General features: G+C 62.0%; 21 protein-coding genes. 8 read left to right on the top strand and 13 right to left on the bottom strand.

Features of this window, described 5'->3' with window-relative positions:
- Positions 1 to 175 precede the first annotated feature (175 nt).
- A complete protein-coding gene (locus tag ACOOFN_RS03190) occupies positions 176 to 1543 on the top strand; it encodes a M28 family metallopeptidase (protein ID WP_420433610.1) in 1368 nt (455 codons plus the stop codon).
- Here ACOOFN_RS03190 and ACOOFN_RS03185 read toward each other — a convergent pair.
- The 9 genes from ACOOFN_RS03185 to ACOOFN_RS03145 form a co-directional block, all read right to left on the bottom strand.
- Complete coding sequence (locus tag ACOOFN_RS03185) at positions 1540 to 3708, bottom strand: acylase (RefSeq protein ID WP_420433608.1); 2169 nt, start codon at positions 3706 to 3708, stop codon at positions 1540 to 1542. The genes ACOOFN_RS03190 and ACOOFN_RS03185 overlap by 4 nt on opposite strands.
- Before the next feature lie 96 nt (positions 3709 to 3804).
- Entirely contained in the window at positions 3805 to 4758 is a 954-nt protein-coding gene (locus ACOOFN_RS03180) for a calcium/sodium antiporter (RefSeq protein ID WP_420433606.1), read from the bottom strand.
- Positions 4755 to 5810 (bottom strand): AI-2E family transporter, encoded by a 1056-nt coding sequence (locus tag ACOOFN_RS03175; protein WP_420433604.1) that lies wholly within the window; start codon positions 5808 to 5810, stop codon positions 4755 to 4757. Before ACOOFN_RS03175 ends, ACOOFN_RS03180 begins: the two co-directional genes overlap by 4 nt.
- Before the next feature lie 3 nt (positions 5811 to 5813).
- Positions 5814 to 7523, bottom strand: coding sequence for a class I adenylate-forming enzyme family protein (locus ACOOFN_RS03170; RefSeq protein ID WP_420433602.1), 1710 nt, complete (start codon positions 7521 to 7523; stop codon positions 5814 to 5816).
- 14 nt (positions 7524 to 7537) lie between these two features.
- The gene (locus ACOOFN_RS03165) at positions 7538 to 8740 is read right to left on the bottom strand and encodes an acetyl-CoA C-acyltransferase (protein WP_420433600.1); all 1203 of its coding nucleotides are present in this window, start codon (positions 8738 to 8740) and stop codon (positions 7538 to 7540) included.
- 120 nt (positions 8741 to 8860) lie between these two features.
- On the bottom strand, positions 8861 to 9913 hold the full coding sequence (gene rsgA / locus ACOOFN_RS03160) for a ribosome small subunit-dependent GTPase A (RefSeq protein WP_420433598.1): 1053 nt from the start codon (positions 9911 to 9913) through the stop codon (positions 8861 to 8863).
- Between the two features lie 230 nt (positions 9914 to 10143).
- Positions 10144 to 10968: an acyl-CoA thioesterase gene (locus tag ACOOFN_RS03155; RefSeq protein ID WP_420433596.1), complete on the bottom strand. Its 825-nt coding sequence runs from the start codon at positions 10966 to 10968 to the stop codon at positions 10144 to 10146.
- Between the two features lie 2 nt (positions 10969 to 10970).
- Positions 10971 to 11888, bottom strand: a complete 918-nt coding sequence (locus ACOOFN_RS03150) for an SDR family NAD(P)-dependent oxidoreductase (RefSeq protein WP_420433594.1) — start codon at positions 11886 to 11888, stop codon at positions 10971 to 10973.
- 81 nt (positions 11889 to 11969) lie between these two features.
- Positions 11970 to 12854 (bottom strand): SIMPL domain-containing protein, encoded by an 885-nt coding sequence (locus tag ACOOFN_RS03145; protein ID WP_420433592.1) that lies wholly within the window; start codon positions 12852 to 12854, stop codon positions 11970 to 11972.
- A gap of 72 nt (positions 12855 to 12926) precedes the next feature.
- On the opposite strand from ACOOFN_RS03145, the gene ACOOFN_RS03140 reads away from it, so the two are divergent.
- Entirely contained in the window at positions 12927 to 13403 is a 477-nt protein-coding gene (locus ACOOFN_RS03140; RefSeq protein WP_420433590.1) for a GAF domain-containing protein, read from the top strand.
- Here ACOOFN_RS03140 and ACOOFN_RS03135 read toward each other — a convergent pair.
- Positions 13400 to 14302, bottom strand: a complete 903-nt coding sequence (locus ACOOFN_RS03135; RefSeq protein WP_420433588.1) for an OmpA family protein — start codon at positions 14300 to 14302, stop codon at positions 13400 to 13402. The two genes, ACOOFN_RS03140 and ACOOFN_RS03135, sit on opposite strands and share 4 nt — an antisense overlap.
- Positions 14303 to 14314: 12 nt before the next feature.
- Positions 14315 to 15481 (bottom strand): hypothetical protein, encoded by a 1167-nt coding sequence (locus tag ACOOFN_RS03130; protein ID WP_420433586.1) that lies wholly within the window; start codon positions 15479 to 15481, stop codon positions 14315 to 14317.
- A 76-nt stretch (positions 15482 to 15557) separates the two neighbouring features.
- Here ACOOFN_RS03130 and ACOOFN_RS03125 point away from each other — a divergent pair, with 76 nt between their 5' ends.
- Together ACOOFN_RS03125 and ACOOFN_RS03120 are read left to right on the top strand one after the other, a co-directional pair.
- Positions 15558 to 16151 carry a TetR/AcrR family transcriptional regulator gene (locus ACOOFN_RS03125; protein ID WP_420433584.1) on the top strand — a complete coding sequence of 198 codons (594 nt, stop codon included), beginning with the start codon at positions 15558 to 15560 and terminating at the stop codon, positions 16149 to 16151.
- Between the two features lie 32 nt (positions 16152 to 16183).
- Entirely contained in the window at positions 16184 to 16912 is a 729-nt protein-coding gene (locus tag ACOOFN_RS03120; protein ID WP_420433582.1) for a M48 family metallopeptidase, read from the top strand.
- Here ACOOFN_RS03120 and ACOOFN_RS03115 read toward each other — a convergent pair whose 3' ends face one another.
- Both ACOOFN_RS03115 and ACOOFN_RS03110 read right to left on the bottom strand, forming a co-directional pair.
- Positions 16913 to 19123: a DPP IV N-terminal domain-containing protein gene (locus ACOOFN_RS03115; RefSeq protein ID WP_420433580.1), complete on the bottom strand. Its 2211-nt coding sequence runs from the start codon at positions 19121 to 19123 to the stop codon at positions 16913 to 16915.
- Between the two features lie 99 nt (positions 19124 to 19222).
- Positions 19223 to 22498 (bottom strand): VPS10 domain-containing protein, encoded by a 3276-nt coding sequence (locus ACOOFN_RS03110; RefSeq protein WP_420433578.1) that lies wholly within the window; start codon positions 22496 to 22498, stop codon positions 19223 to 19225.
- Between the two features lie 133 nt (positions 22499 to 22631).
- Between ACOOFN_RS03110 and ACOOFN_RS03105 the strand changes: the two genes are divergently transcribed.
- The 4 genes from ACOOFN_RS03105 to metF all read left to right on the top strand — a co-directional run bounded on the left by ACOOFN_RS03105 (position 22632) and on the right by metF (position 26941).
- The gene (locus ACOOFN_RS03105) at positions 22632 to 23177 is read left to right on the top strand and encodes a PepSY domain-containing protein (RefSeq protein ID WP_420433576.1); all 546 of its coding nucleotides are present in this window, start codon (positions 22632 to 22634) and stop codon (positions 23175 to 23177) included.
- 91 nt (positions 23178 to 23268) lie between these two features.
- Positions 23269 to 24936, top strand: coding sequence for an energy-dependent translational throttle protein EttA (ettA, locus tag ACOOFN_RS03100; protein WP_420433574.1), 1668 nt, complete (start codon positions 23269 to 23271; stop codon positions 24934 to 24936).
- A 122-nt stretch (positions 24937 to 25058) separates the two neighbouring features.
- Positions 25059 to 26045, top strand: coding sequence for an ArsR/SmtB family transcription factor (locus ACOOFN_RS03095; protein WP_420433572.1), 987 nt, complete (start codon positions 25059 to 25061; stop codon positions 26043 to 26045).
- Positions 26042 to 26941: a methylenetetrahydrofolate reductase [NAD(P)H] gene (metF, locus tag ACOOFN_RS03090; protein ID WP_420433570.1), complete on the top strand. Its 900-nt coding sequence runs from the start codon at positions 26042 to 26044 to the stop codon at positions 26939 to 26941. Before ACOOFN_RS03095 ends, metF begins: the two co-directional genes overlap by 4 nt.
- Positions 26942 to 26943: the final 2 nt, after the last annotated feature.

Below are 26943 nucleotides of genomic sequence, written 5' to 3'. Positions count from 1 at the left end.
TTCGCATTATCAACTGAGGTCGTCTGCGAGTGCGGCTTTCGGGCAACGCGGAGGCGGGCCGCATCGATTCGAATCCCGCTCTGTCCGCGCCGCCTCTCTGGAATTCGACGGGTCGGACTCGCCTCGGGCGCTGACTGCGCTAGTCTCCCCGGGAAACCGCCCGGGAGACTCTTTCATGCGCCATTACTTGTTTGCCGCAATCGCGTTGACACTGCCATCGGCCGCCAAGGCTCAGACGGCACCGCCGGGCGAAGTGCTTGCCATCCATGACATTGTCGCGGACGTCTCGGCCGATCGCATCGAGCGCGACATCCGTGCGCTGGTCGATTTCGGAACACGCCACACCCTGTCGGAAACCGGAAGCGACACGCGCGGCATTGGCGCGGCACGCCGCTGGATTTTCGATGAGTTCGAACGCATTTCCGCGGATTGTGGCGGCTGTCTAGAAGTCATCTACGTTACAGATACGATCTCCGGCGAGACCCGAATTCCCGAGCCGACCGAGGTTGTTTCCGTGCTGGCCATTCAGCGCGGCACGCTTGATCCCGATCGATATGTGATGATGGCGGGTGATATCGACAGCCGCGTTACCGATCCGCTGGACGGCACGTCGGATAGCCCCGGCGCCAATGACAATGCGTCGGGCCTGGCAGGCGTGATCGAAGCCGCGCGCGTGCTTTCGCAACGCGAGTTCGCCGGCTCGATTATCTATGCCGCGCTCTCCGGCGAGGAACAGGGCCTGTTCGGCGGCCAGATCGTTGCCGCCCATGCGCTCGACCAGGGCTGGCGCATCAAGGCGGTGCTCAACAATGACATGATTGGAAATATTGCCGGTATTGACGGGGTGATCGACAATTCCACGGCCCGCATTTTTTCGGAGGGCACGCGCGCGACCGAGACGCCCGAGGAAGCAATCCTGCGCCGCTTCCGCGGCGGCGAAGTCGACAGCCCGTCGCGCAACCTTGCCCGCTTCATTGACCGGGTCGCTGATCAGTACATCCCCAATCTCGATACCATGCTGGTCTACCGCCTCGATCGTTTCCGGCGCGGCGGCCATCACCGCCCGTTCAACGAGGTCGGTATTCCCGGCGTGCGCATCATGGAAGTGCACGAGCACTATGACCGCCAGCATCAGGATCTGCGCGATGAAGACGGCCGCCATTACGGAGATACGTTCGAATTCGTCGATTTTGACTATGCCGCCAAGCTGACCTCGCTGAATGCGGCGGCACTGGCCCTGATGGCGGGTGCGCCGCCTTTCCCGGCAAATGTCGAGATCGAGGGTGCGGTTTCACCGGATACCACTTTGCGCTGGTCAGCGCCCGATCCCGATGCCGCCGCCAATCTCGCCGGCTATCGCGTCTACTGGCGTTATACCGACCAGCCGCAATGGCAGTATTCCCGCTTCGTCGGCGACATCACCGAATACACGCTCGAGAATGTCGTCATCGACAATTATTATTTCGGCGTGGCGTCGGTTGCGCGGGACGGATCTGAAAGCCCGGTTGTCTTCCCCGGCCCGATGGGCAGTTTCGGGGACTAATCTGTTCGGCCGCCCACCGTGTAATCTGCCGTGTGGCTGGCCATCAGCGCATCCATCTCCAGCGGGATGTTGCGCAATTCCATGGCGACGAACTCATCGGCCTGGTCGGCAAAGTGCGGCGAGCTATCATCGAGTACAGCTGCTCCGAACTGGTGGATGGCGCGGCTGCGCAAGATGCCTTCTGCGCTCCATTCGACAGCCATGATGTAAGTGTCGCCGGCCACGCCTTCGAAGCGGCCGTTGTCATTGAGGGTTTCGCAGCCGCAATAGATGGCCCGCAGTATGTCCGGCCCGCCATCCACCGGCGCATCGAACGCGCCGCGCACATGGCGATTGATGTCGCCCCAAAGCGGGTCGAGACGGCCATGATGGTCCATGAGGTCGCGCGCCGATTGCCGCAGTGCTTCGGCCGGATCGCAGGTCCAGGGCCGCCGGTCGTGGCGGTTCACGATGCACTTGATCGATAGCAATACGCCAAGCGCGGCGCTGCGGTTGTTCACATCTGTCGAGAAATCCCAGTCACGCAGAACGCGCTGGGCCTCGATCATCAGCGGATCGTCATCGAGATCCATCGCCAGCACTTCCGCTACCAATCGCGCGGTTGGCGAATCTGGCGCGTACCGCAGGTCGAACTTGTAGGCGAGCAATTCGTCGCCGGATATTGCGGTATCGGCATTGAGCAAGGCAAGCAGGCGCTGGCCGCGATTGGTCATCTCCATCTCGATCCCGAAGCTCGCCGGGTAGGCGTCCGCGCTGACATCCTCGTCCGGTGCCGTTGCCCGGAACGGCGTATTGTTCGAATTGGCGACGAAGCCGGACGCCGGATCGATCACGGCGGGAAGGGCGGACTGCGGTGCGTAATCCGTCCAGATCAGCTCCGAGCGGTCACCGGGCAGGTATGCGCGCCAGTCATGGCCTTCGGCCCGCAGCGGCATGCGCGCATTGTAGAGATAGCCGATATGACCCTCGCGGTCCGCATAGATCGTGTTGAGGCTGGTGATCGCGCGCATATCCATGGCCGCCATCCAGTCACCGAAATTTCCGGCGCGATTCATCCGGTACCATTGTTCTACGGCGCGGATCTCGTCGAAACCGGAATAGCGGATCGCATACGTGCCGTGCGGACGCCGGATCACCGGTCCGTGCGCCGACCACAGCAATTCGCGCTCGAATACCCACGAGAAAGGGCCGAACAGGCGCACACGCAGTTCGGCGGTGTCGGTTTCGAAATCCACCCATTCACCGTCGAGGCGGTATTGGTCCTCGTTCTCCGGATTGACCTCCAGCACGTAGATATCGGCGAGGTCGGGATGGTTCACCGTATGCGCCCAACCGAGATCGCGATTATGGCCGTGAAGGACAAGCGGGGCGCCCGGGAAAGTCCCGCCTGCGGCGTCCCACCCGTCTTCGCTGCGCAAGCGGATCTCGTACCAGGCGACCGGCCCTGTAAAAGGCTGGTGCGAGTTGACGATCAGTCGGGTGGCCCCGTCCGTGGATCGCGACGGCGCGACGGCAATGGCGTTCGAGCCTGATTCCGGGTTGTCGCCGTCGATCAGTTGCCACGCCGTTTCGGTCTCGCCGACCGAGATCGTGCGCTGGCGCTCCTCGCCGAATAGTTCGGCGATATCGGCATCCAGCCCGTACATGAAAGGCGTCCGCAGGACGAAACCAGCAACCACGTCCTCGCCGGTGACCGGCAGCACACCCGGGCGGACCTCGGTTGGATTATCAAGCGCCCAGGCATTGAATCCGGCGGCATAACCATCGAGCAGGGCACGCGTATCGGCAGACAGCTCGGTTGAATAGCGCGAAGCGACCGTCTCGCGGATACGTAGCAGCCGAACGATATAGTCCGTGGCGGCCGCGTCCTGCCCGTCATGTCGCGCAAGCTCGCCGCGCGCAGCGAGCAGGGTTGTCTCGATTGTTTCCCAATCGTCTTCCGCATGCGCCCAGGCCAGGCCGAATGCTGTATCGGCGTCGCGTTCACCGAAAATGTGAGGCACACCGTAGCTGTCCCGTATGATACGTGCCGCGTATTGAGCGGTTGTTGCGCGCAGCGCTTGGCGATCGATTTCCGGGGGGGCAGGTGTCCATGCCAATACAGCCAGTACCAGAAGGCCGAGTAGCAATGTCGCCACCAAACCGAGCAATCCCCATCTGATCATTTTTTTCCCCCGCATGATGGCAGACCGGGTCTACCGCCCTGCCGGACCTGATCGTGCCGCTGGTTACGGTCGAGGGTCAATTCGCAAACAGCCCGTTTAAACCGACGCAGCCAGCCAGACCATGTAGCCAACGTAAAGCGCCAGCAATAGCGCGCCTTCCCGGCGGTCGATCCGCTGGCCGGTAAAGGCAAACAGGATCAGGATCGCCGTCGCCGCGAGCATCACCCAGACGTCTTGCTGGATCATGCGGCCCGGCACTTCCAGCGGTGCAACCAGCGCGGTCGCGCCGAGAATGCCGGCAGCATTGAAAATATTCGAACCGATAACGTTCCCGAAGGCGACATCGCCCTGGCGACGCAGGGCGGCGGCAATGGTCGTAGCAAGCTCGGGCAGCGAGGTGCCGAGGGCGACGAGTGTGAGACCGATGACAGCTTCCGGGACACCCAAAGCAAACGCTGCACCCGTCGCGCCATCAACCAGCATCTTGGCGCCGACAATGACAGCAACCAGACCGCCCGTGAAAAAGCCGGCGGCGAGCCAGAATTGGTCAGGCGCGGCAGCGCTGGCCGCCTTCGCCTCATGCAATGCTCCCGCTTTGTCGCCACGTCGCCGGTCAAGTGCGTAGCTTAGCGCTACATAACCGATCAGCATGGCGATCGGCAAAAGGCTCCAGAACGCTGGAAGGGGAGAATAGAATAGGAAGACAATGGCCCCGACAGTGGCGAGGCTGAGCGCTATGCCGTCCCGCAACAAGGCTTCGCGCACCGCGAGGATCGGCCGCATTACCGCACCCAGGCCAAGGATCAGAAGGATGTTGGCGATGTTGGAACCGACCACATTGCCGACAGCAACGCCCGGGGCGCCGGCATACTGGGCTTGCAGGCTGGTCGCGAGTTCCGGCATGGAGGTGCCAAACCCGACCAGCACCAGACCAACGAACATCGGCGACCAGTTCAGTCGGCCGGCGATACCGACCGCCCCGCGCACCAGGGCATCTCCTCCGAAGGCCAGCAGGACCAGACCGCCGAGGATGAGAAGGGCGCTGATCAAGTCGCGTCCGCCTCGGACTTCTTGTAGAGTTCACTGTTACGCCAGGCCTTGAGGGCGTGCTTGGCGAGCACGCTGCTGACCGCCACCATAGGCAGAGCAAGCAAGGCGCCTAGGAATCCGAACAATGCCCCGCCAATCAGCAGCCCTGCCATGATCCATAGCGGATGCAGCTTGAGCTGGCTGCCGACGAGGCGAGGCGCCAGCCAGACCGTCTCCAGAACTTGCGCGACGCCGTAGACGGCGACGACCGCAAGCATCGGCCATATCGAGTCGTACTGACTGATGGCGACGAGCATCGCCAGCGTAAACATGACGAGGTTTCCGACGACCGGAATGATTGCCGAAAGGCCGGTCAGAATGCCGATCGCGACGGAATAATTGAGCCCGATGATCGCCAGGGCAGCAGCGTGATAGACCGCCTGGACGAGCACGACGAGGCTTTGCCCGCGGACATAACGCGACAGCTGGACATTGGCCTCCTGGCCAATCTCTTTCAGATCGTCGGCGTAACGGCGGGGCGGAAGCTTCTGGATCATTCGCGAAATACCTGGCCAGTCCTTGAGAAAGAAGAAGAGCGCCACCGGTGTCAGGAAGGTCAGCAGCACGCCCGAAAGCGCACCGGTCACGGAGCGCGCAAGACGGCCGCCGATCGCCTGCATTGGATTGCCTTCGCCACTGCTGAGTGACTCCAGAGAAATCTCGGGCAATTCGAGGCCGAATCCAGCTGCCAGCGTGAGGGTCGAGGATAACAGATTGTCGATAAGGCTGGGCAGGCGGGCAATCAGGTCGCGGCCTTCAATGAGTACGATGGGCGTGATCGCCACGATCGGCCCGGCGATCACGAGCACCGCAAGGATGGTCGATGTCAGCGCTGCCATCGAACGTGGCAGACCCCATTCGCACAAACGCATGGTCAGCGGCGCGAGGATGACAGCCAGAAAGCCCGCGATCAGGAACGGCAGCAACACATCGCCCGCCTGCCGCAGCGCCCAGAACAGCGCCAAAAAGAGCAACGCGAACAGGACGAAGCGGGCGTCGAGCGTGAGTTTCATATCCTAGGCGTTAGCGCCCAGAAGCTGTTTCCGCAAGCCGGGCTTGTCGATCTTTTCTGTTCCGACTCGAGGCAGGGGTTCGTTGAAATGCCAGAGATGTTCAGGTCGCTTGAACGCTGCCAGATCGCCTTCGAGGAAATCGTTGAGCTCGTCGAGCGTAATGTCGATGCCTGGCTGGGTGTAGATCGCCGCGCCCACGGCTTCGCCGAGCCGGTTGTCCGGCACGGCGAATACTGCGGCCTCGAATATCCTGGGATGCTTGACAAGTGCGGCTTCAACTTCGAGGCAGGCGACATTCTCGCCGCCGCGCACAATCATGTCCTTGATCCGGTCGACAATTGTCAGGAAGCCGTCTGTGTCCATCGTGCCGACATCGCCGGTCTTGAACCAGCCATCGTCGGTGAGCGTCTTGGCGGTTTCGTCGGGCAGGTTGAGATAACCGGCAAATATGCCCGGCGTCTTGATCCAGACTTCGCCCGGTTTGTCGGTCGGCATTTCCTGCCCATCGGGGCCGACGATGCGGATGTCGGTCAGGGGCGGCACTGCCCGGCCGCAAGAACCCGGCTTGGCCTGGTAGTCGGTGAGCCCGTTATAGGTTCCGAGCGCGCTGGTTTCCGATAGGCCGTAACCGGTCGAAGAATAGGCGCGCTTGAAGCTGTCAGCGAGCCGCTTCACATGGTCCGGCGGGCGTTTGGCACCGCCCGCCGAGAGATCAGTCAGCGTGTCGAGGCTTTCACCCATGGCTTCTGCGGTCAGCATCAGCTCGTGCGACATGGTCGGCACACCAACGAAATTGGTGATGTTTTCTTCCTTTATGAGACGGACTGCCTCTTCCGGCTTCCACGACCGCATCAACACCATTTTCCGGCCAATAATGATCGACATCATGAAAACCGGATGGGTGCCGGTGACGTGGAAGAGCGGCACCGAGACCAGGATGCCCAGCTCGCCCGCGGCTTCCGCCATCGCCGCCCCTTTCGGCGTCTCCTTGGCAGCCGAGAGCACAAAGCCGAATGACAATATGCACGACCATGCGCCGCGATGGGTCAGCATCACGCCCTTTGGATCGCCGGTCGATCCCGACGTATACATGATCGACATCAGATCGTCGGCCTCGACCGTGCCGGCCGGCGGCTCGACGCCGTCTCCGTCGTCGCGGATCGATTGCCAGCTCCGGTCGGCGCCATCGAATGTGCCGGTGCCGGAGATCAATGTCAGCCCCAACCGCTCCTTGAGCGGCAGGAATTTCGGTGCCTGTTCGGCGTCGACCATGACGATTTTCGCGCCGCAATCCTGCAATGCGAATTCCATTTCCGGTTCCGTCCACCAGCCATTGAGCGGGACGATCACAGCGCCTGCCAGCGTGGTTCCGAGATAGGTCGCCATCCATTCCGGTGTGTTGCGTGTCGCGGTGGCGACAAGGTCGCCCTTCTTGACGCCCATCTTCACCAGCCCGGCGGCAAAGGCCCGGGCTTCGCGGGCGAGATCGGCAAATGACCAGCGAACATCGCCCGACACCACGGCGGTCTTGTCTGCGTGCATGTCGCACATGAACAAGAGCCCGTCGGTATTGTTCGGCGCGTTCTTGAAGACCCGGTAGCTGGCACCGTTGATCTCGTCCTCGCCGACTTCGAAGAACGGATTCTCGGCCATCAGCTTCAGGCCGGCGGCCATGATCTCGTCGCGCGTCGGTGCAGGCAGGCGTTCGCTCATCTCGCGGCTCTCCCCTACGCCACTTCAAACAGGCCGGCAGCACCCATGCCGCCGCCCACGCACATCGTGCAGACAACGTATTTCGCGCCGCGGCGCTTGCCCTCGATCAGAGCGTGGCCGACCATGCGGGCGCCGGACATGCCGTAAGGGTGGCCAATCGAGATCGCACCGCCATTGACGTTGAGGTTTTCGTTCGGAATGCCGAGATGATCGCGGCAATAGAGAACCTGTACGGCGAACGCCTCGTTGAGTTCCCAGAGTCCTATATCGTCGATCTTGAGACCGTTGGCCTTCAGCAGTTTCGGCACGGCGTAAATCGGACCGATGCCCATCTCGTCCGGATCAAGGCCGGCGACCGCGATGCCGCGATAGATGCCGAGCGGCTGCAACCCGCGCTTTTCGGCTTCCTTGGCCTCCATGAGGACCGAAGCCGAAGCCCCGTCAGACAGCTGCGACGCATTGCCGGCGGTGATGTACTTGCCTTCCTTGACGACCTGGCCATTGGCCTGGACCGGCTGCAGCGATTGCAGACCTTCCAGCGTTGTCGACGGTCGATTGCCTTCATCTTTTTCCAGGGTCACTTCCTGGATGGTGATTTCCTTGGTCTCCTTGTTGAACACACCCATTTGCGAGGCCAGCGGCACGATCTCGTCGTCGAATTTTCCGGCTTCCTGCGCGGCGGCCGTGCGCTGCTGGCTCTGAAGGGCGTACTCGTCCTGCTTGTCTCGCGGCACGCCATAGCGGTCAGCCACGATCTCTGCGGTCTCCAGCATCGACATGTAAAGCGCGGGCATGTTCTCATTGATCCAGGGGTCGAAGGCACGGTGCAGATTCATGTGCTCGTTCTGGACCAGCGAAATCGATTCCAGCCCGCCACCCACCGTAATCTGCATCCCGTCCGAAATGATCTGCTTGGCTGCGGTGGCGATCGCCATCATGCCGGACGCGCATTGCCGGTCCATGGTCTGGCCGGCCACGCTCGCCGGCAATCCGCCGCGGATCAGGCACTGGCGCGCCGTGTTCTGGAAGGTCGAGCCCTGCTGCATGGCAGCGCCCATGACCACATCGTCGATTTCAGCCGGATCGACGCCGGAACGTTCGACAGCGTGCTTGATTGCATGACCGCCAAGCTCCTGGGCCTGGGTGTTGTTGAATGCGCCGCGATAGGCTTTGCCGATCGGCGTGCGGGCGGTGGATACAATGACAGCTTCGCGCATGATGAACTCCCCGGAATATCGTTGCTCGGCATGCTGGTCGAAACGCCGGGATTGTCCAGTCTGACGTCAACGTCAATTTGCCGCCCGCGGCGCCTCCCGGCGCCGCGAGCCCGCGGACAGTCATTCGGCATCGCGGCGGGCATTGCGGGCGGTCTGGACATTTTTGTAGAGCTTGCCGAGTGCCTTGTCCGACGCCCGCTTCTCAGCCAGCGTCGCATTGTTGCGGTAGATTTCGCGCTGCAGCTTCCGGAAACGCTCCAGGCGACTTTCCGGTAGATTACCCGACCGGATCGCCGCGGAAACCGCACAGCCGGGTTCACTTTCATGCTGGCAATCCCTGAATCGGCAATCGTTCGCCAGATCCACAATGTCCGCAAAGGTTGCATCGACGCCGTCGGAGGTGCCTGCCAGGGCAAGCTCCCGCATGCCGGGCAGATCGATGGCCCACCCGCCTCCGGGAAGCCTGTGCATGGACCGCGCCCGCGTCGTGTGTCGGCCCTTGCTATCATCATTGCGAATACCGGCAACGGCATCCGAGCCCCCGGTCAGCGCGTTCAGAAGCGTGGTCTTGCCGACACCGGAGGAGCCAAGGCAGGCGACGGTCTGGTGCGCACCGATCCAGTCACGCAATCTCCGGGTCTCGTCTGGCTCCAAGGCGTTCAACGCTTCGATCGGGCAATCGGAGGCAATCGCCTGGGCCGCGCCGATAAAGCCGCCCGGCTCATCTGTTTGATCGGCCTTGGTCAGTAGGATGACCGGGTAGGCACCGGCTTCACGCGTGAGTGAAAGATAGCGCTCCAGCCGCGCCGGATTGAAGTCGTGATTGCAAGAAGACACGAGGAAGGCGACATCGACATTGGCAGCAATCAGCTGCCGTTCCGCTAGTGCACCTGGGGCCTTGCGTGCGAACAGGCTGCGACGCGGCAAGACCCGGCAGGGGCGTTCGAGTGCGGCGTCGATGATGATCCAGTCGCCGACCGTTGGCCGCTCGCCCGGCGGCGTCGCAGGAGGCATGGTGCGAAGGCGCAGCCTGCCCATAGCGGTCAGGGCTTCATAGCTGTCGCGATGAACCGCACTGATCCGCGCAACATCGCCGGGTGTTTCCTGGTCGAGGTCGAGTGATTGCATGAGGGCCGGGGTCCACCCCAGCGACTCGAGTGAGTATTCGGTCATCTCAATAGTTCCGTTCGGCCCGCAGGCCACAGATCAACGCGCCGCGGGGTTTCCCGCAGCGTCAGCCGGTAAGAATGAACGGAACGAAGATGAGGGCGCGGCTAGCGTGCCGCCTGACGTCAAAGTGTCAGATCGTTCCGCCATTCTGGCGGATCGCAACAATGGCCATGAAATTTTCCCTCCTGCGCAAGACAGGCGGGCATTAAAGAACAGGCACGGTGAGAACGCAATTACGCTTTCGTCGCCTCGGGCGGAGCCTTGTACCAGACCATTTGCTGGGTCGTCGCGAGCAGTTTGCCGGCGCGCGACCAGATTCGCGTGTGCTGGTCGTAGAATCCACCGCCGCCACGACCGGCATTGGCATCCATCATGATCCAGTCCGGACCCGCCTCTGCCAGATCATCCTTGGATGCATGCAGGTAAACCGTCATCGAAACCGTCGACAGCACCGCAAAATCATGGACGACGAAAAAGACGCGCGGCGTTGGCGTGTCGGCGAGGCAGACCAGTCCGACATCGTCCAGGGGACGCGGCTCGGTGAATTTCACCCACAGCGCATTCCGCGTCGAGCTGGCGTTGAAAATGTCGGTATTCAGACACGGCTTGATCGAAATGTGTTCTGCCCAAGTCCGTGGCGGCTTGAAGGCATCGCAAGCCTCCGGTGCAGGCGCATCCGGCATCGCGCCCTCTGTCCATTCAGCCGTCCTCCTGCGCTCGCCGAAGATCGCAGTGCCACGCAGGGCCGGGCTCGATGTGCCTTCTTGCTGGATGTTTGCCGCCCAGAACTGTGTCGACCGGCCGGACCGGTGGCAGATGGAAGAAAGCGAATAGGGCCCGGCCTGCAGACCGGTCATGAAGTCGGTGGTGATCGACACGAGCTCGAGATCGTCCCGCGCTGACATCTTCATGCCCTGCGCCAGCAGAGCGGCACTGACACCGCCGAAAGGGCCAATCATGTTCTGGTAGGCTTGCGGCGTGGTCCCGGAAAACCGCGCGCGGCGTTCGTCCTTGTCTTCCGGCGACAGCGCCAGGGCATCGTCAAAACTGTGCGCCATGATCAGCCGAGCGAAACGCCGAAATGCTTGGCGGCGGCGCTCACGAACTTGATCGTCTGACCCGACCCGTCAGTCAGCATGTCCTGACCCGCGGGATCGAGTATGCGGTTGAAATTCGCCGCCACGTCTTCTGGCGTCTGCTCTTCCGGGGGCAAATAGACGCCCGGCGTTTCGTAGATGCGCGTGGCTGCATAGCCGCCCGCGCCCGCACACAAGATTGTCCGCTCCGGCGCCTCTTCACTGACCAAAAAGGCAAGGCCGGCCGAGACGCTTTCCACGGTCATCAGGTCGAGCGCCGCAGGCGGCAGCAGGCCCTCGGTCATGCGCGTGGCGGCAGTGGGCGACAGCGTGTTGACGCGGATGCCGTTCTTCTTGCCTTCGAGGCTGAGAACATTCATCAGACCGACCAGTCCCATCTTTGCGGCGCCGTAATTCGACTGACCGAAATTGCCGTAGATGCCAGAGGACGAGCTGGTCATCACGATTCGCCCGTAACCGCGCTCCCTCATATGGTCCCAGACCGCCTTAGTGCAGGTCACGGACCCCATAAGGTGGACGTCCACGACCAGCTTGAAATCAGCGAGAGTCATCTTGGCAAACGATTTGTCACGCAGGATGCCGGCATTGTTGACAAGGATATCGACCGCGCCGAAGGCCTTGATGGCCGCGTCCACCATGTCGGCGACCTCGTCGGCTTTCGTGACATTGGCGCCATGCGCAATCGCGTTGCCGCCCATGCTGGCGATTTCCTGCACCACGGATTCGGCAGCCGCCGACGAGGCGCCCGAACCATCGACCGTTCCGCCAAGGTCGTTCACCACGACATTGGCACCGCGTTCGGCAAGCAGCAGGGCATGGCTCTTGCCAAGCCCGTTTCCGGCTCCGGTCACAATAGCAGTGCGTCCGTCGAAGCGGATCATGGCGGTTTCCTCCCTCGAATTCGAAAGGAAACCTAGCTGCAAGGACGGCCTGCGCCAGCCCCGAATGTCATTCGCTGCAGATCAGCGTTCATAGCGAGGTGCGGGGCGATCTTCGACGCTGAACACCGCGCAGACATTGGCTGTCACACGTTGCGGCTCCCGATCGGCAGCAAGCGAATAGCGATCGAGATCGGCGAGCAATTGCTCCGCCGTCATCGCGCTACCGGGTTGCGGTGCCGGGGGTGGCGGTGGCGGTGGCGGCGGCGGCGGGGGTGCCGACGCATACCGCGCATATTCGTCGTATCCGGTTTCAGTTGATGGCGAGCCGAGGCAGGGCCCTTGTCCTTCTTGCAATGTTACGATCTCACCCAACTGCGAGCCGGCCGCGTCGGCAACGATCTGCGCGCGCTCCGTGGCATCATTGACTGCAGCCGCAAAAGCCAGTCGCTGATCCTCGGCCGTCGGTTCGAGGAAGAAATCGACATTTCCCGAGTTGACGGGGCCGGCGGCCAGCGCGGCGCCCCGCGCTTCACTGGTGCGATCCGGATCGAGCACCACGACATTCATCTGAACCGTGGCGACATACCCCAAGAGCGCGTCGGGATGCCGGTTCTCGATCAGGCGTTCGCCATTGTCGCCATAGCGCTCGGTGACCTGCTCGTAATAGGGTCGCACCGATAAGTTTGACGTAACGCGCACGGAGCCCTCGGTCGCGAGCCGCACTGCTTCCGCAGCAAGATTGGCCCGCATGACCGCTTGCTGCGAGGCTTCGGGGCTGGTCTCGGACCGCCCCTCGAAGCTGACCTGGAATCGTGCCCGGTTGGCCGGAACCTCGACAAAGGCGCGTCCTTGCGCCTCGATGACTGGACCGCGGGCCCAGACCGGCACCGGATTACCTGACAGCGGCTCGCAGGCCCCGAGCGCAAGCGCACTCGTGCCCACGAGGAGAACCCCGAAATACCGCATAACACCCCCTTGTAATCTTCCCCCGTCAAACACATTACACCCGCAGGCCCTTATTCTCAAAAGGCAAAATCGATGACCTCCGAAGATAAACAGGCGCGTTACGAGGAATTACGCAGGGAAGTCGAGGCGGTCGTGGCCGACGAAACCAGCCGGACGGCGCGTTTCGCCACGGCGTCGTGTTTGCTCGCCGAAGCCTTCAGGCCACGCTTTTTCTGGACCGGATTTTACGAGGTCGATCCGCAGAAACCGGACGAACTCGTCGTTGGCCCCTACCAGGGCACAATGGGTTGTTTGCGGATACCGTTCGGCAAGGGCGTATGCGGCACGGCGGCCGCAACGCTGGAGACCCAGATCGTCGACGACGTCCATGCCTTTGCCGGGCATATCGCTTGCGACGCGCGCACGAATTCGGAAATCGTCGTGCCCGTGCTTGATACCGACGGGCGGCTGGCAGCAGTTCTCGATGTCGACAGCGAAGCGCCAAGCGCATTCGATGATATCGATCGTGTCGGGCTGGAAGCCATCGCACGCATGTTGCTGACCGCCTAGCGCACGACGATCTCGACGCGGCGGTTCTGGGTGCGACCGACCTCAGAGGCATTGGTGGCTTCCGGGGCGAGGGGGCCGACGCCTTGGGCGTCAAGACGGCGGGCGTCTATGCCATAGTCTTCCACCAAGGCCGCAATCACCGAGGCGGCCCGGCGCTGTGACAGTCCCAGATTGTAGGCCAGCGATCCCGACATGTCGGTATGCCCGACGACATGGAGATCGAGGTCAGGCCGATCAGTCAGCAGCGTGTTCAATGCGTCCAGGGCTTCCTCGGACTCCGGCAGCAACACATCGGAATCGTGTGCGAACATCAGGCCGTCGACGCGAACATGGCCGTCGGCATCGAGCCCGCTTGCCAGCGCTGCGGCAGAAATCGCAACCATGCCGGTATCCATTTCAGCAGTTTCGATGATATCGATCGAAGTTCCGTGTCGCCCGGTCGCAACCGCAACATAGGCAAGGCGCCCATCATAGCCCAGCGTGCCGATCGCATAATGGGAATTGGGACCGTTTATGGCGCGAATTCCGTTGGCGGCGGAGAAAGCGTTCCGGCTCGAGCCGGTCGTGCAGCTGCCGTCTCCGGCACACGACCAGATCTCCTCGAATCCGGCTTCGTCCAGCGCCGTGCGATAATTGCGAAAGATTTCCAGCTCCGAGCGCTCGTCCGGGCTTTCATAGTAGAGACGCGTGACCTGTCCTTCGATCGGCTCCGTAATCGCTTCACGCGCGTCAAAATCGAAGCCGACGATCATGTCGTAGGCATTGTATTCCCAGTATTCCCCGCCGCCGTCGGAGCCTTCGTAAGGCGTCACGAGCGGATGCCCTTCGATATTTTGCTGGGCAAGCGCTGCTGCGGCGACGAGCGAGCCGTATCCGATTGCGACAACGATCTGTCTCATGAAAGTTCCCCTTTAGTCTGACGCGTCTTCGCAGGCGCTCATGGCTGCGAAACTGTTGGAGGGCGCGTGGTAGCAGTGCACGATTCGGTTATCGCCTTCCGCGGTTTCCAGAACGGCGTGGGTCGCATCCAGCGTGACCTCGATCAGTGCGTGCTCCCAGTCCTCGTCCCATTCACCAACAAGGTCATCGCCGGCGCCCCACAGATTGCCGTTTGCCGATACCGGCTCGGACGCATTGACGGCCACGTCCGGGATGTCAGCAGTGTAGGGAAGCGACCAGGCGTCTTCTCCCTCGCCGCGGTGGCCGGGCCCCTCATTGAGCCGGAAGTGAACTTCTGCAGGACAACGTGGATTGTGGCGGTAATCGCGCGAGCCGGCATTCTCGATACGAATGTGTTGCGTGATGCGGTTCAGCGTCATGTCGCCATTACCCCGCGGCCGGGTTTCGATTCGCAGTGCTTGATCGGCGCTCAGAGGCCCGGGATTTGAAGGCATCTGGCCGAAGCGGAACTCGACTCCTTCGACAAAGGGGGCCTGCAGGATGCCGCAGGGCGAGGGCTCGAAGCGCGGTGTGCCAAGCGGATCGTCGCCATTATGATCGTCGCCGGTGTCATCGCCGTCACCTTCATCATTATCGTCACCATTATCGCCGGGGCGCAGATCAACTGGCGGCTCTGTCAGTCCCGTCACGCTGATGATTCCGCCGCGGCAAGTTTCATCATTGCAGATGACGTCGCCTATCGTGACCGCATGCGTCGGCGCCGGCGTCCGGATGCCGGACATGTCATTCGGGCCGGGCGCCGACCCGGTGTAAACGGTCCGCCATTGATTGCCGGTGTCATAGCCGCGGATCTGGACGCGGAACTGGCGGTTTTGCTGACAGGCAGGGTCCGGGAAGACGATGGCCGACGTCACCGAGAACTGGCCGTTGGCACCAGTATAGGTGGCGGGCCAGTTCGGCGTGTTCCATAGCCCGCCCGGCGTTCGCGCCTGGACCCGGACCTCGAGATTGCCGGCGGGCCACCGGCGTCCGGCGAAAGGCGGATTGTCAGGACGTATGCCCTCAATGGTCGCCGAGACCCGCCATCGACAGACGGCGTCGGCCGCTGGAATCATCGCAAGCCACCCGAGCAAGACCGCCAGGGTCATCGCTGGAATCACGCGGTTTCTGGGTCCCAAGTCTGCCTCCCGGATTGATCTGTCTCACAGAATCGCATTAACTGAATGAACCTTCAATGAATAATAGTTCATCGACATGCCGGGCCAGCGCGAGAAGCAGAAGCAGGAAACACGATCACGGCTGGTTTCGGCCGGCGCGGAGGTTTTTGCGGCGCGCGGGCTCGAAGGCACGCGCATCAGCGATATTGCGCGCGAGGCCGGTGTCGCCATGGGCACGCTGTACACCCATTTTCCGGACAAGGAGGCATTGTTCGAAGAGGTGATGCGTGCCGGGAAGGAAACCATCATTGCCGGTATCGAGGCCACCTACGCGCTCGATGTCGACCACGAGACCCGTGACCGCCTGGCGATGGAAGGTGTGGTCGGGTTCGCTGAAACCCACGGCGCCCTGTTTCGCCTGTTGTTAAGCCGCGGCGGGGGCGACGACCCGCTCCGCCGGGAAGTGGTCGATGCGATCGCAACGCTTCGGGTGAAGGAGTTCGAGGATGGCCGCCACTCCGGACGGATCCGGTCGGGGCTGGATTATGAAGCTGCCGCACGCTGCGAGGTCGGAGCCGTGTTCCATCTCCTCGACTGGTGGCTGGATGATCCTTCGAGAATGGATCGGCAGGATCTGATCCGCGCACTGTCGGACTTCCGGCGTTTCGGGGTTGAGGGAAGCGGCGCTTGATCGCTGCACCTGACGGTTCGAATGTTCGGCGCATGACGCAGACGATTCGACTGGCCGGCCGCGACATCGCCTATCGCGTTGTGCGCTCGCCGCGCCGCCGCACAATTGCATTGCAGATAGACCATGACGGCCTGCAGGTGCGAACGCCCCAACGCGCCAGCGAGCGCCAGATTCGCGGCGTACTCGAAGACAAGGCCGGCTGGGTCGTCACCAAACTTGAAGACTGGGCGAGACGTCCGCAACGTGCGCAGCGCAGGTTCGAGAGTGGCGAAAGCTTTCCGCTGTTCGGACAAACCGTCAGTCTCGAAATAACAGCGCACGCCACGCGCGCCCGCACCCGCGTCGAATTGAAGGACGGCCAGGTCGAGGTTGAGATCGACAGGCACCTTGCCGGCGAAATGCGGACAACGACGATCAGGAAAGGCCTTGAACGGTGGTACCGGCGAGAAGCTGAAGCCGATTTCCCGGAACGGGTTCAACGCTATGCAAACAGGCTCGACCGCCAGGTTGCGAAAGTCGTCGTCCGTGATCAAAAGCGGCGCTGGGGCAGTTGTGATGCAAAGGGCATTATCCGGCTCAACTGGCGACTAATCGGCGCGGATCCGGAGTTGATCGATTATGTCTGCGCCCACGAAGTCGCGCATCTTGCAGTCCCCGACCACTCGCCACGGTTCTGGGCGGTCGTCGGGGACCTGATGCCGGACTGGAAGGTGCGCCGCCGTCGGTTGAATGACAGCGCCGGTGATTTCGTGCCGTTCTGACTAGTTTTCCGGCTGCAGGTGCCAGTCGAAGAAGTCCATGATGGTGCGCAACCGGTGACGCTGGCGCATCTCACCCCGGATCCCGTGGCGCTGTCCGGGATAAGTCATCAGGTCAAAGGATAGATCGCGATTTTGCAATTCGCTGATCAAGCGTGTCGTGTTCTCGAAAACCACATTGTCATCCGCCATGCCGTGCATGATCAGCATCGGTGTCGACCAGCCGTCCAGATGGGCAAATACCGAGGATTGCTCGTACCCGTCCGCATTGTTTTGCGGCGTTCCCATATAGCGCTCTGTGTAGTGGGTATCGTAGAGCGCCCAGTCGGTGACCGGGGCACCGGCGACACCCGCGGCGAATGCGCCGGGGGACTGCAGCGTCGTCATCAGCGTCATGTAGCCGCCATAGGACCAGCCCCAGATACCGATGCGATCAGGATCGACGTAATCAAGCGATTGCAGGAAAGCCAATCCGGCTAGCTGATCCTGCGCCTCTACACCTCCCATCGCGCGGTGGAGCGCAGTCTCGAAGACATGCCCGCGATCCGGCGTGCCGCGATTGTCCAGCATGAAATAGATATAACCCTGTTGAGCGATGTACTGGTTCGTGGCGCCGGTCCAGGACATGCGCGTCCGGCGGCCGACTCCCGGTCCGCCGTAGACGTTGACAATGGCGGGGTAGCGCCGATTGCTGTCAAATTCCGGCGGCAGATACATCAAATAATGCAGCTCCGCACCGTCTTCCGCGATCAGGGTTCCGCGTTCCGGTACGATGTGATCCTCGAGATACGGAAAATACGGGTGCTCGGTATCCAGCGCGTTCTCTTCAATCCAGCGGAGCCGTTCGCCGGAGGCGTCATAGAGCGCCGTATGGCTGGGCGTGGCAGGATCGGAAAAACTCGCGACAAAGGTCTGTGCGCCGGATCCCACGGATATTCCGCTCCACCAGCCCTGTCCCGATGTGACCTTCACAGGTTGAGCGCCTCGCTGGACATAGGACACGGCATAGAGATGGCGCTGCCGCGGATCTATCATCCAGCCCGAGAAATAAACACGGCCGGCATCCGCATCGATGCCCTCAATGGCACTGACCGGCCAATCGCCGCCGGTGATGGCAGCGAGCTCTGTCCCGTCTCCGCCATAGTGATAGATGTGCCGGAAGCCGCTGCGTTCCGACGTCCACAGGAAAGTCCCGTCGTCAAGCAAGGTGAGGTCGTTGGTCAGATTGATCCAGACCGGATCGATTTCTGTCAGGATCACGGTGGTGTCGCCGGATGCCGGATCGACTTGCAAGAGGTCGAGCCGCGTTTGGGCACGGTTCTGACGCTGAATAAAGAGCGTTCCGTCCGGTCCCCAATCCGCGCGCGCCAGGTAAATGTCCGTTTCGCTGCCGAGATCGACCTCGACCCGCTCGCCGGTTTCAATCTCCTCAATGAACAGCCGGATACCGACATTGGCCTCACCGGCATACGGGTAGCGCTGCTCCACAATGGTTGCGCCGTCGCCGTCAATATCGACCCGGTAGGAAACCGGGATTGGGCTTTCGTCGACACGGGTGAACGCCAAGAAGCGGTCATCGCGTGAAAACCAGTAGCCGGTCGACCGGTCCATTTCTTCCTGCGCGACAAATTCAGCCACGCCGTAGGATAGCACGCCGCCGCCCTCGCAGGTGATGGCGCGGGTCTCACCGCTGGCAAGATCGTGGACGTAGAGGTTCTGCTCACGGACAAAGCCGACATAGCGGCCCGAAGGAGAAATCCGGCTGTCGGTCTCGGCTGCGTCCGTTTCCATCAACCGGCGCGCTTCACCGCGCTCCAGCTGGTAATAAAACACATCGCCATCGAGCGGAAAGAGCAACGCATCGCCTAGCGCGTCCCAGTCATAGGTGACGATTCCTGAACCGCTGATCCTCGCGCGCTCGCGCAGCTGAATCTCGGCCTCGGAGAGTGCGCGCTCCTCCGGCACCAGGTCGCGGCTATCGACCAGCAGAAAGGGCTCGCCGCCATCGACGTCGATCGCCCACAAATCATGCACGCTGGCGTCTTCTTCCTTGCCTTGCAGGAAGGTGATAAGTCCGCCATCAGGCGAAAAGCGTGTCGCGCTTGCGACCGGACCATTCAGGCTCGGACTGGCAAACAGGCGTTCCAGGGTCAGCTCGGACGTCGGGGGCGGCTGCGTTATCAGTGCGCCCAGCGCGGCAATCAGCGAAATCATGGTGCACCCCGATCCGTTTTTCTGGCGTGCAAACTAGAGCAGGCCCGCACCGCCGTGAAGCGCTGCGGGCCCGCAAGGCTTTCAGCATGAAAATGTTGCCTACATGGGCGGCAGCACAGCTTCTGGCGTCCACGGCGCCCCGGCTTCGGCGAGCGCTTCCTCGAAAGCCGGCACATCGTCCTCGATCAACGTATCGAGCCGTTCCCGGATATCGCCGAATTCGCTTTCCGCGAGATCGAGTTGCCGGCGATGGGCAGGGTTGGGCCCGTAAGTCGCAAATGCCGTTCCCAGCTGTGCGAATCCCAGGCGCGAGGAGACCGTTGACGGTTCCGAGCCGTATTGCCCGTTGCTCGATTGATTGCCGCCGAGATCTTCTTCGATCTCGAACAGGCGCTGGCGCAGAGCCTCGTACTGGTCATCCAGCTCGCCCGGTGCCGTTCGCGTCCGGAACAAAGCCGATTGTAGACGTTCCAGGCGGAACCTGGTCACATTGATCGCCGCATTGGCCGCCGACACGCTGCGTTGCATGGAGGCCAGGCGTTCCCAGAAGGCAACGACTTCATCATCCGGACTGCCTTCAAGCGCTCCTTCGGAAAGCCGCTCGACCTCGAAACTCTGGTGCTCGCCGATCTCGGTACGTTCACCGTTCATTTCTCGCATCAGCGTCACCGTGTAGGTGCCGGGTCCGACCAGGAAGCCACCGGCCGCGGTGTCAGGCGTTTCCGGTCCCGAGACGGGTGCCGTGCCCGGGAAGGTGAGATCCCACGCCACGCGATGGAAGCCCTCAGTGACCGGTCCTTGCAGGCGGCGCACCACCTGCCCGGCCTCGTCGCGTACGACCAGCCACATCCGCGGTGGTGCTTCGCGGCGTTCCGCCTCGACCGCATCAAAACCCGGGAAGGGCGTATCCGCGCCATCCTCGATCAGTTCGCGCTCGGCTTCCTGGCGCTCTTGCTCGGAAGTCTGAAGCGTCTCGTTGAGATAATATGTGAAGACCGCACCGAAGGGCGGGTTCTCGGCCGTGAAATAGCCATGGCCCTGCCAGGCGCCGCTGTCGAAACTCAGCTCGTGCTGCTCCTGGTACCACCAGGTGCGTCGGACCGGGAACAGGTGCTGTTCCTCTTCAAGCATCTCGACCGTCACGTCGCGTAGCGGCGAAATGTCGTCCAGTATGTAGATGCCGCGGCCGAACGTAGCGACGACCAGGTCGTTCTCGCGTTCATGAATATGCAGATCGCGCGCCGAGATCGTCGGGATTCCGGCTCCGAGCTGCACCCAGTTGTCGCCGCCATTAATGGTGAAATAGACGCCGAACTCGGTCCCGATGAACAGAAGATCCGGGTTCACATGGTCCTGCGCGATGCGCCAGACCTGCTCGTCCTCCGGCAGGCCGTCCGAGATTGATCGCCAGGTACGGCCGCTATTGTCGGAACGCAGGAGATAGGGCGCGAAATCACCCTGCTTGTGATTGTCGAGCGCGACATACACGGTTCCGGCCTCGAAACGGGATGGCTCGAAATCGTTGACATAGGCGAGGTCCGGCACGCCCGGCAGATCGCCGGTTTCCATCCGTCTCCAGGTCTCGCCGCCATCAGTCGTGATCTGGATCAGACCGTCATCGGTGCCGGCATAGAGCACATTTTCGTCGACGGGCGATTCCGCCAACGCGCTGATCGTGTTGTAATTGGACATCGCATAGACGTCCCACGGCGCATCCCAGGACCATTGCCGGCCCATGATCGGCAGCAGCATCCGGTCTTCATTGCGTGTCAGGTCGTCCGACAGCGCAGTCCAGGTGTCGCCGCGATCGTCCGACCGCCAGACGCGCTGCGAGGCATGGTAGACCCGCGTCGGCTGGTGGCTCGAGACTACCAGCGGCGCATCCCAGTTGTAACGCTCCGCCGGTTCGCCCGGCTCGGTCTGCGGCCGGATGTAGACGAGCTCGCCCGTCGTCCGGTCAAAACGCACCAGATTGCCCTGCTGCCAGCTCGAATAGGCGATATCCGGATTGCCCGGTTCGATGTCCGGCTCGTGCCCGTCCCCAAAAAGCGTCACGACCCAATCCGAATTGCGGATGCCGTGACGGCTGTCCGTCCGCGAAGGACCCATTTGGGTGTTGTTGTCTTGGGTGCCACCATAGATGTTGTAGAACGGCTCGGCATCATCCAGCGCAATGTCGTAGAACTGTGTGATCGGCAGGTTCGAGATGAAGCGCCAAGTGCGCTGGTCGTCTACGGATTCGTAGAGCCCGCCATCCGAACCGACGAGAATGTAGTCCGGATCCGTCGGATGAAACGCGATCGCGTGATCGTCGACATGCTTGTTCTCGTTGTTGATGTCACGAAACGTCGCGCCACCATCGTCTGATATCTGCGTCGTATTGCTAACCAGGATGATGCGATCGAAACGGTGGGGGTCGGCATAAAGCTCCATGTAGTAGTGTGGACCGGTGCCGCCGGAGACCGTGTCCGACATCCGCGTCCACCTCTCGCCGCGATTATCCGAACGGTAGATTCCGCCCTCTCGCCGGTCCTGCTCGATCGCCGCATAGACCACGTCCGGATTCTGCGGCGAAATGGCGAGGCCAATCTTGCCGCGATTGCCGGTCGGCAGGCCAGCGGTGACTTCGCGCCAGGTCTCGCCGCCATCATCGGAAACGTGCAGCCCGCTTTCCGGACCGCCGCCCATATAGGCGGCGACCGTGCGGTGGCGCTGCCAGGTCGCGGCCAGCAGCCGGTCGGGATTGCGCGGGTCCATGACGATGTCTGTGACGCCAGTCCATTCGCCGGCCGACAGTACCTGTTCCCAGGTCTCGCCTCCGTCTGTGGACTTGTAGAGGCCGCGCTCGCCGCCCGGCGACCACAAGGGCCCCTGCGCGGCAACCCATATCGTGTTGGGATCCTCGGGGTGGATCAGGATTTCCGAGATGTGCTCGGATTCCTCAAGCCCCATGTGTTCCCACGACTGGCCACCATCGCGCGAGCGGTAAATGCCGTCGCCATAGCCGACATGCCGTCCGCCATGATTTTCGCCCGTGCCGACCCAGATCGTGTGTGGGTTGGACGGGTCGACCGTGATCGTGCCGATCGAGAAAACATCCTGGTCGTCGAAAATCGGCGTCCAGGTCGTGCCGGCGTTCTCCGTACGCCAGACACCGCCGGAGCCGACGCCGACAATCCAGGTCGACGGATCGTCGTGCAAGATTTCGATGTCACCGATGCGGCCGGACATGAATGCCGGTCCGATGCTGCGGAACTCGAGCCCGCTGAACGTGCTTTCCGACAATACATTTTCTTCGGTATCATCGGCGTCCGATTGTGCGCACGCAGCTTGCGGCAGAGCCGCCATGATAACGGCGCAGATAAGGCCTCGCATCCATCCCTCCCAAGACGATTTGGCCGAACCCTATCACCCCGTTCCGGAATGAAAAGACGGTCGTTCGACCATGACCAAAAGATTAGATGTCTGAAAGCTTGACCCGAGGGCTTCGCTGGAGACGATGCCCGCCATGACCGTCAACAAGCTGTTCCGAGACATTCACCATTGGGGCTCGCTGGCCCTGATGATCCCGCTCGGCGTCATGATCGTGGCTGGCATCTTCCTGATGCTGAAAAAAGAACTCGCCTGGATCCAGCCACCCACCCAGCGCAGCGCGGTGGAAGTCGCGGGCGTGCCGGAAACGTCCCTGTTGCAGCTCTACGAGGCGGCTGCTGCCATACCCGAGCTTGAGATCAGCAGCTGGGACCAGTTCGACCGTATCGACATCCGCTCCGATCGCGGCATCGCCAAATTCATTGCGCCCAATCGCTGGGAAGCGCAGATCGACCTCGTCACACTGGACGTGCTGTCGCTGGAATACCGCCGCTCCGACCTGTTCGAGCAGATCCATGACGGCTCCTTCTTCGCCGATTGGGTCAAGCTCTACGTATTCCTTCCGGCTGGCGTTCTACTGCTGGTGCTCTGGCTGACCGGGATCTGGCTGTTCTTTCTTCCGCACGTGAAGCGCTGGCAGCGGCGGAAGAAGCGGCGCGCCAAGACGGCTGCGGCTGACTAGGCGCTCATCGCCCGATTGCCCTGCAACCCGCACTCCGCTATAGGCGGAGCCAATTCGTGACATCCCCGATTTGAGAGGAAAAACGCGCCCCATGGCCGCCTATCAGTACGTTTATCATATGGACAAGCTCTCGAAGACCTATCCGGGTGCGTCCAAGCCGGTTTTCGAGAATATTTCCCTGCACTTCCTGCCCGACGCCAAGATCGGCGTGGTTGGCGTCAACGGCGCTGGCAAGTCGACACTCCTCAAGATCATGGCGGGCATGGACACCGAGTTCACGGGCGAAGCCTGGGCCGAGAAAGGCGTGCGCGTCGGCTATCTGCCACAGGAACCCCAGCTAGATCCGGCCAAGACGGTCTGGGAAAATGTCATCGAGGGGTCAGCACAGAAAAAGCTGGTCGACGACTTCAACGCGGTCTCAATGAAGCTCGCCGAGGATTACTCCGACGAGCTGATGGCCGAGATGACCGAGCTCCAGGAAAAGATCGACGCGGCTGACGCATGGGACATCGATTCGAAGATCGAGATGGCGATGGAAGCGTTGCGCTGTCCGCCGGCGGACTGGGATGTCACTAAACTGTCAGGCGGCGAGATCCGCCGGGTCGCGCTGTGCCGTCTGCTGCTGTCGGAACCGCACATGCTGCTGCTGGATGAGCCGACCAACCACCTCGACGCCGAATCCGTCGACTGGCTGCAGCACCATCTCGAGAATTTCCCGGGCGCCATCCTGGTTGTCACCCACGACCGCTACTTCCTCGATAGCATCACTACCTGGACGCTCGAGCTCGATCGCGGCCGCGGCGTGCCATATGAGGGCAATTATTCGTCGTGGCTGGAGCAGAAGCAGAAGCGTCTGGCCCAGGAAGGCCGCGAGCAGTCCGCCAAGGAAAAGGCGCTCGCCCGCGAACTCGACTGGATCCGGTCCTCGCCCAAGGCGCGCCAGGCCAAGTCCAAGGCGCGGATCAAGTCCTATGAGGATCTTCGCGACCAGGCCGAGAAGCGTGAAATCAACACCGCCCAGATCAATATCCCGCCGGGTCCGCGCTTGGGGGGCGTTGTCGTCGAGGCGGAAAACCTCAAAAAGGGTTTCGAGGACAAGCTGCTGATCGACGGGCTGTCGTTCAAACTGCCGCCGGGTGGCGTGGTCGGCGTCATCGGCCCGAACGGCGCCGGCAAGTCCACCCTGTTCAAGATGATCACGGGTCAGGACACGCCCGATGGCGGGGCTCTGCGGATCGGCGAGACGGTGAAATTGTCCTATGTCGACCAGTCGCGCGACACGCTCGACCCGAACAAGAATGTCTGGGAAGAAATTTCCGGCGGCCACGACATGATCAATCTCGGTGGCAAGGAAGTGCCGAGCCGTGCCTATGTCGGTGCCTTCAACTTCAAGGGTGGCGACCAGCAGAAAAAGGTCGGCCTGTTGTCCGGCGGTGAACGCAACCGCGTCCACCTCGCCAAGACGCTGCAGACCGGCGGCAATCTGTTGCTGCTCGACGAACCGACCAACGATCTCGACGTTGAAACGCTGGCCGCACTGGAACAGGCGCTGGAGAACTATCCCGGCTGCGCCGTGGTGATCTCGCACGATCGCTTCTTCCTTGACCGTCTCGCGACCCACATCCTCGCCTTCGAAGGCGACAGCCATGTCGAATGGTTTGAGGGCAATTTTGCGGACTACATCGAAGACAAGAAGCGCCGCCTCGGCGAGGACGCGGTCACGCCCAAACGGGTCAAGTTCAAGAGATTCAGCCGCTAGGCATGCGCATCAAGCGTCTTGGAAGGGCGGCTCCGCAGGGAGCCGCCATTTTCATATTCGCCGTTGAATCGTGACCAGAATGATATAAACATATCTTTATATCTTTCAGGGACCGGCGATTCATGGACGATCTTGTTGCACAATTGAAGGCTTTGGCCGAGCCGACGCGCCTGCGCATTGCCAGCCTGCTTGCGCGCGGTGAACTGACCGTTTCGGAACTGGTCCAGGTGCTGGGCCAGAGTCAGCCGCGCGTCAGTCGTCACCTCAAGCTGCTAACCGACGCGCACCTAGTCGAGCGTCTGCCGGAAGGCGCCTACGTGTTTTATCGACTTGTAGCAGGAGGGCCGGGACACCGGCTTGCCGGCGTGATCGGCGAACTCGCCCCGCCCGACGATCCGGTATTGAAGCGCGATCTCGACAGGCTCGAAACCGTCAAGACAGCGCGCGCTGCGGCCGCGGAAGCCTATTTCCAGCGCGCCGCCGAGGATTGGGATAGGATCCGCGCGCTTCACTTGTCCGAAGACGAGGTCGAAGCCGCGATGCGCGATGCCGCTGGTAGCGGCCCGTTCGAACTGATGATTGATGTCGGCGTCGGCACCGGCCGAATTCTCGAAGTCTTCGCCGACCGGGTCGGCGAGGGGATCGGCGTCGATGTCAACCATGCCATGCTCAACGTGGCGCGGCTCAATCTCGAGCGTGCCGGACTGACCGGAGCCTCGGTGCGCAAGGCCGACGTGTCCGCCCTTCCATTCGACGACCAGACCGCGGACCTCGTGACTGTGCACCAGGTGCTGCACTATCTCGACGATCCAGCCATCGCGATCGCCGAGTGCGCGCGCGTGCTGAAGCCGGGCGGCGTTCTGCTGATCGCCGATTTTGCGCCGCACCAGCTCGAATTCCTCAAGACCGAGCACGCTCACCGCCGACTTGGTTTTTCCGATCAGGAGATCACTGATTGGGTGGAGAGCGCTGGGCTTGAGCTGCGCCGCCGCGCATCATTGCACCCGGAAAAGCCGGAAAATCATTTGACCGTGAAAATCTGGGCGGCGAGGCGAGCGCCGGCGCACGCGCCTGCGAAACCTACCCGGTCTAGGGAAGAATCCGCATGACAGCCGAACCCGCCCCCTTCGCCTTTGGCCGGACCAAGGCCCCGACCGTCTCGTTCGAGTTTTTTCCGCCGAAAACCGACGCGATGGAAGCCCGTCTCTGGGAAACGGTCCAGCGCCTCGAACCCTATCGCCCGGATTTCGTTTCTGTGACCTACGGCGCGGGTGGCTCGACCCGCGAACGGACCCGCAAGACGGTCAAGCGCATTCTGTCCGATACCGAATTGACCGCGGCTGCGCACCTGACCTGTGTCGGGGCAACGCGGGAGGAGACCCGCGACATCATCCGCGATTACAAGTCTGCGGGTATCGATCATATTGTCGCCCTGCGCGGCGATTCTCCGGATGGCGTCGGCGAGGCCTATTCAACGCATCCTGGCGGTTTCGATTGCACCTCCGAACTTGTCCGCGCAATCCGCGACGAAAACATTTCCGAAGTATCGGTCGGCTGCTATCCGGAAAAGCACCCCGACAGCCCGTCCCCAGAGCACGATCTCGACGTGATGAAACGGAAGATCGACGCCGGCGCGACCCGTGCCGTGACGCAATTCTTCTTCGATCCGGACGTTTTCTTCCGCTTTCGCGACCGTGCCGCGGCGGCCGGAATTGCCATCCCGATCATTCCCGGCCTGATGCTGCAGTCGAATTTCAGCGGTCTGCAACGCATGGCGGGCCTGTGCGGCGCCAGCGTACCCGACAGCCTGCCGCCGCTTTACGCGGGCCTGGAGAACGATCCGGACACACGAGATCTCGTCACCGCCAACATTGTCGCCAAGCTGGCCCGCAAGCTGGAGAAGGGCGGCGCCGAGCATTTCCATTTCTATACGCTCAACAGGGCCAACCTCGCCATTTGTCTCGTCCGCTTGTTGGGCGTCCGCGCGATGGAAGAGGCGGCCTGAAC

The sequence above is a fragment of the Hyphobacterium sp. genome (assembly GCF_965217055.1).
Taxonomy (GTDB): Bacteria; Pseudomonadota; Alphaproteobacteria; order Caulobacterales; family Maricaulaceae; genus Hyphobacterium.
Note: the sequence above shows the minus strand (reverse complement) of the source record. Positions and strands in the feature narration are given on the sequence as shown.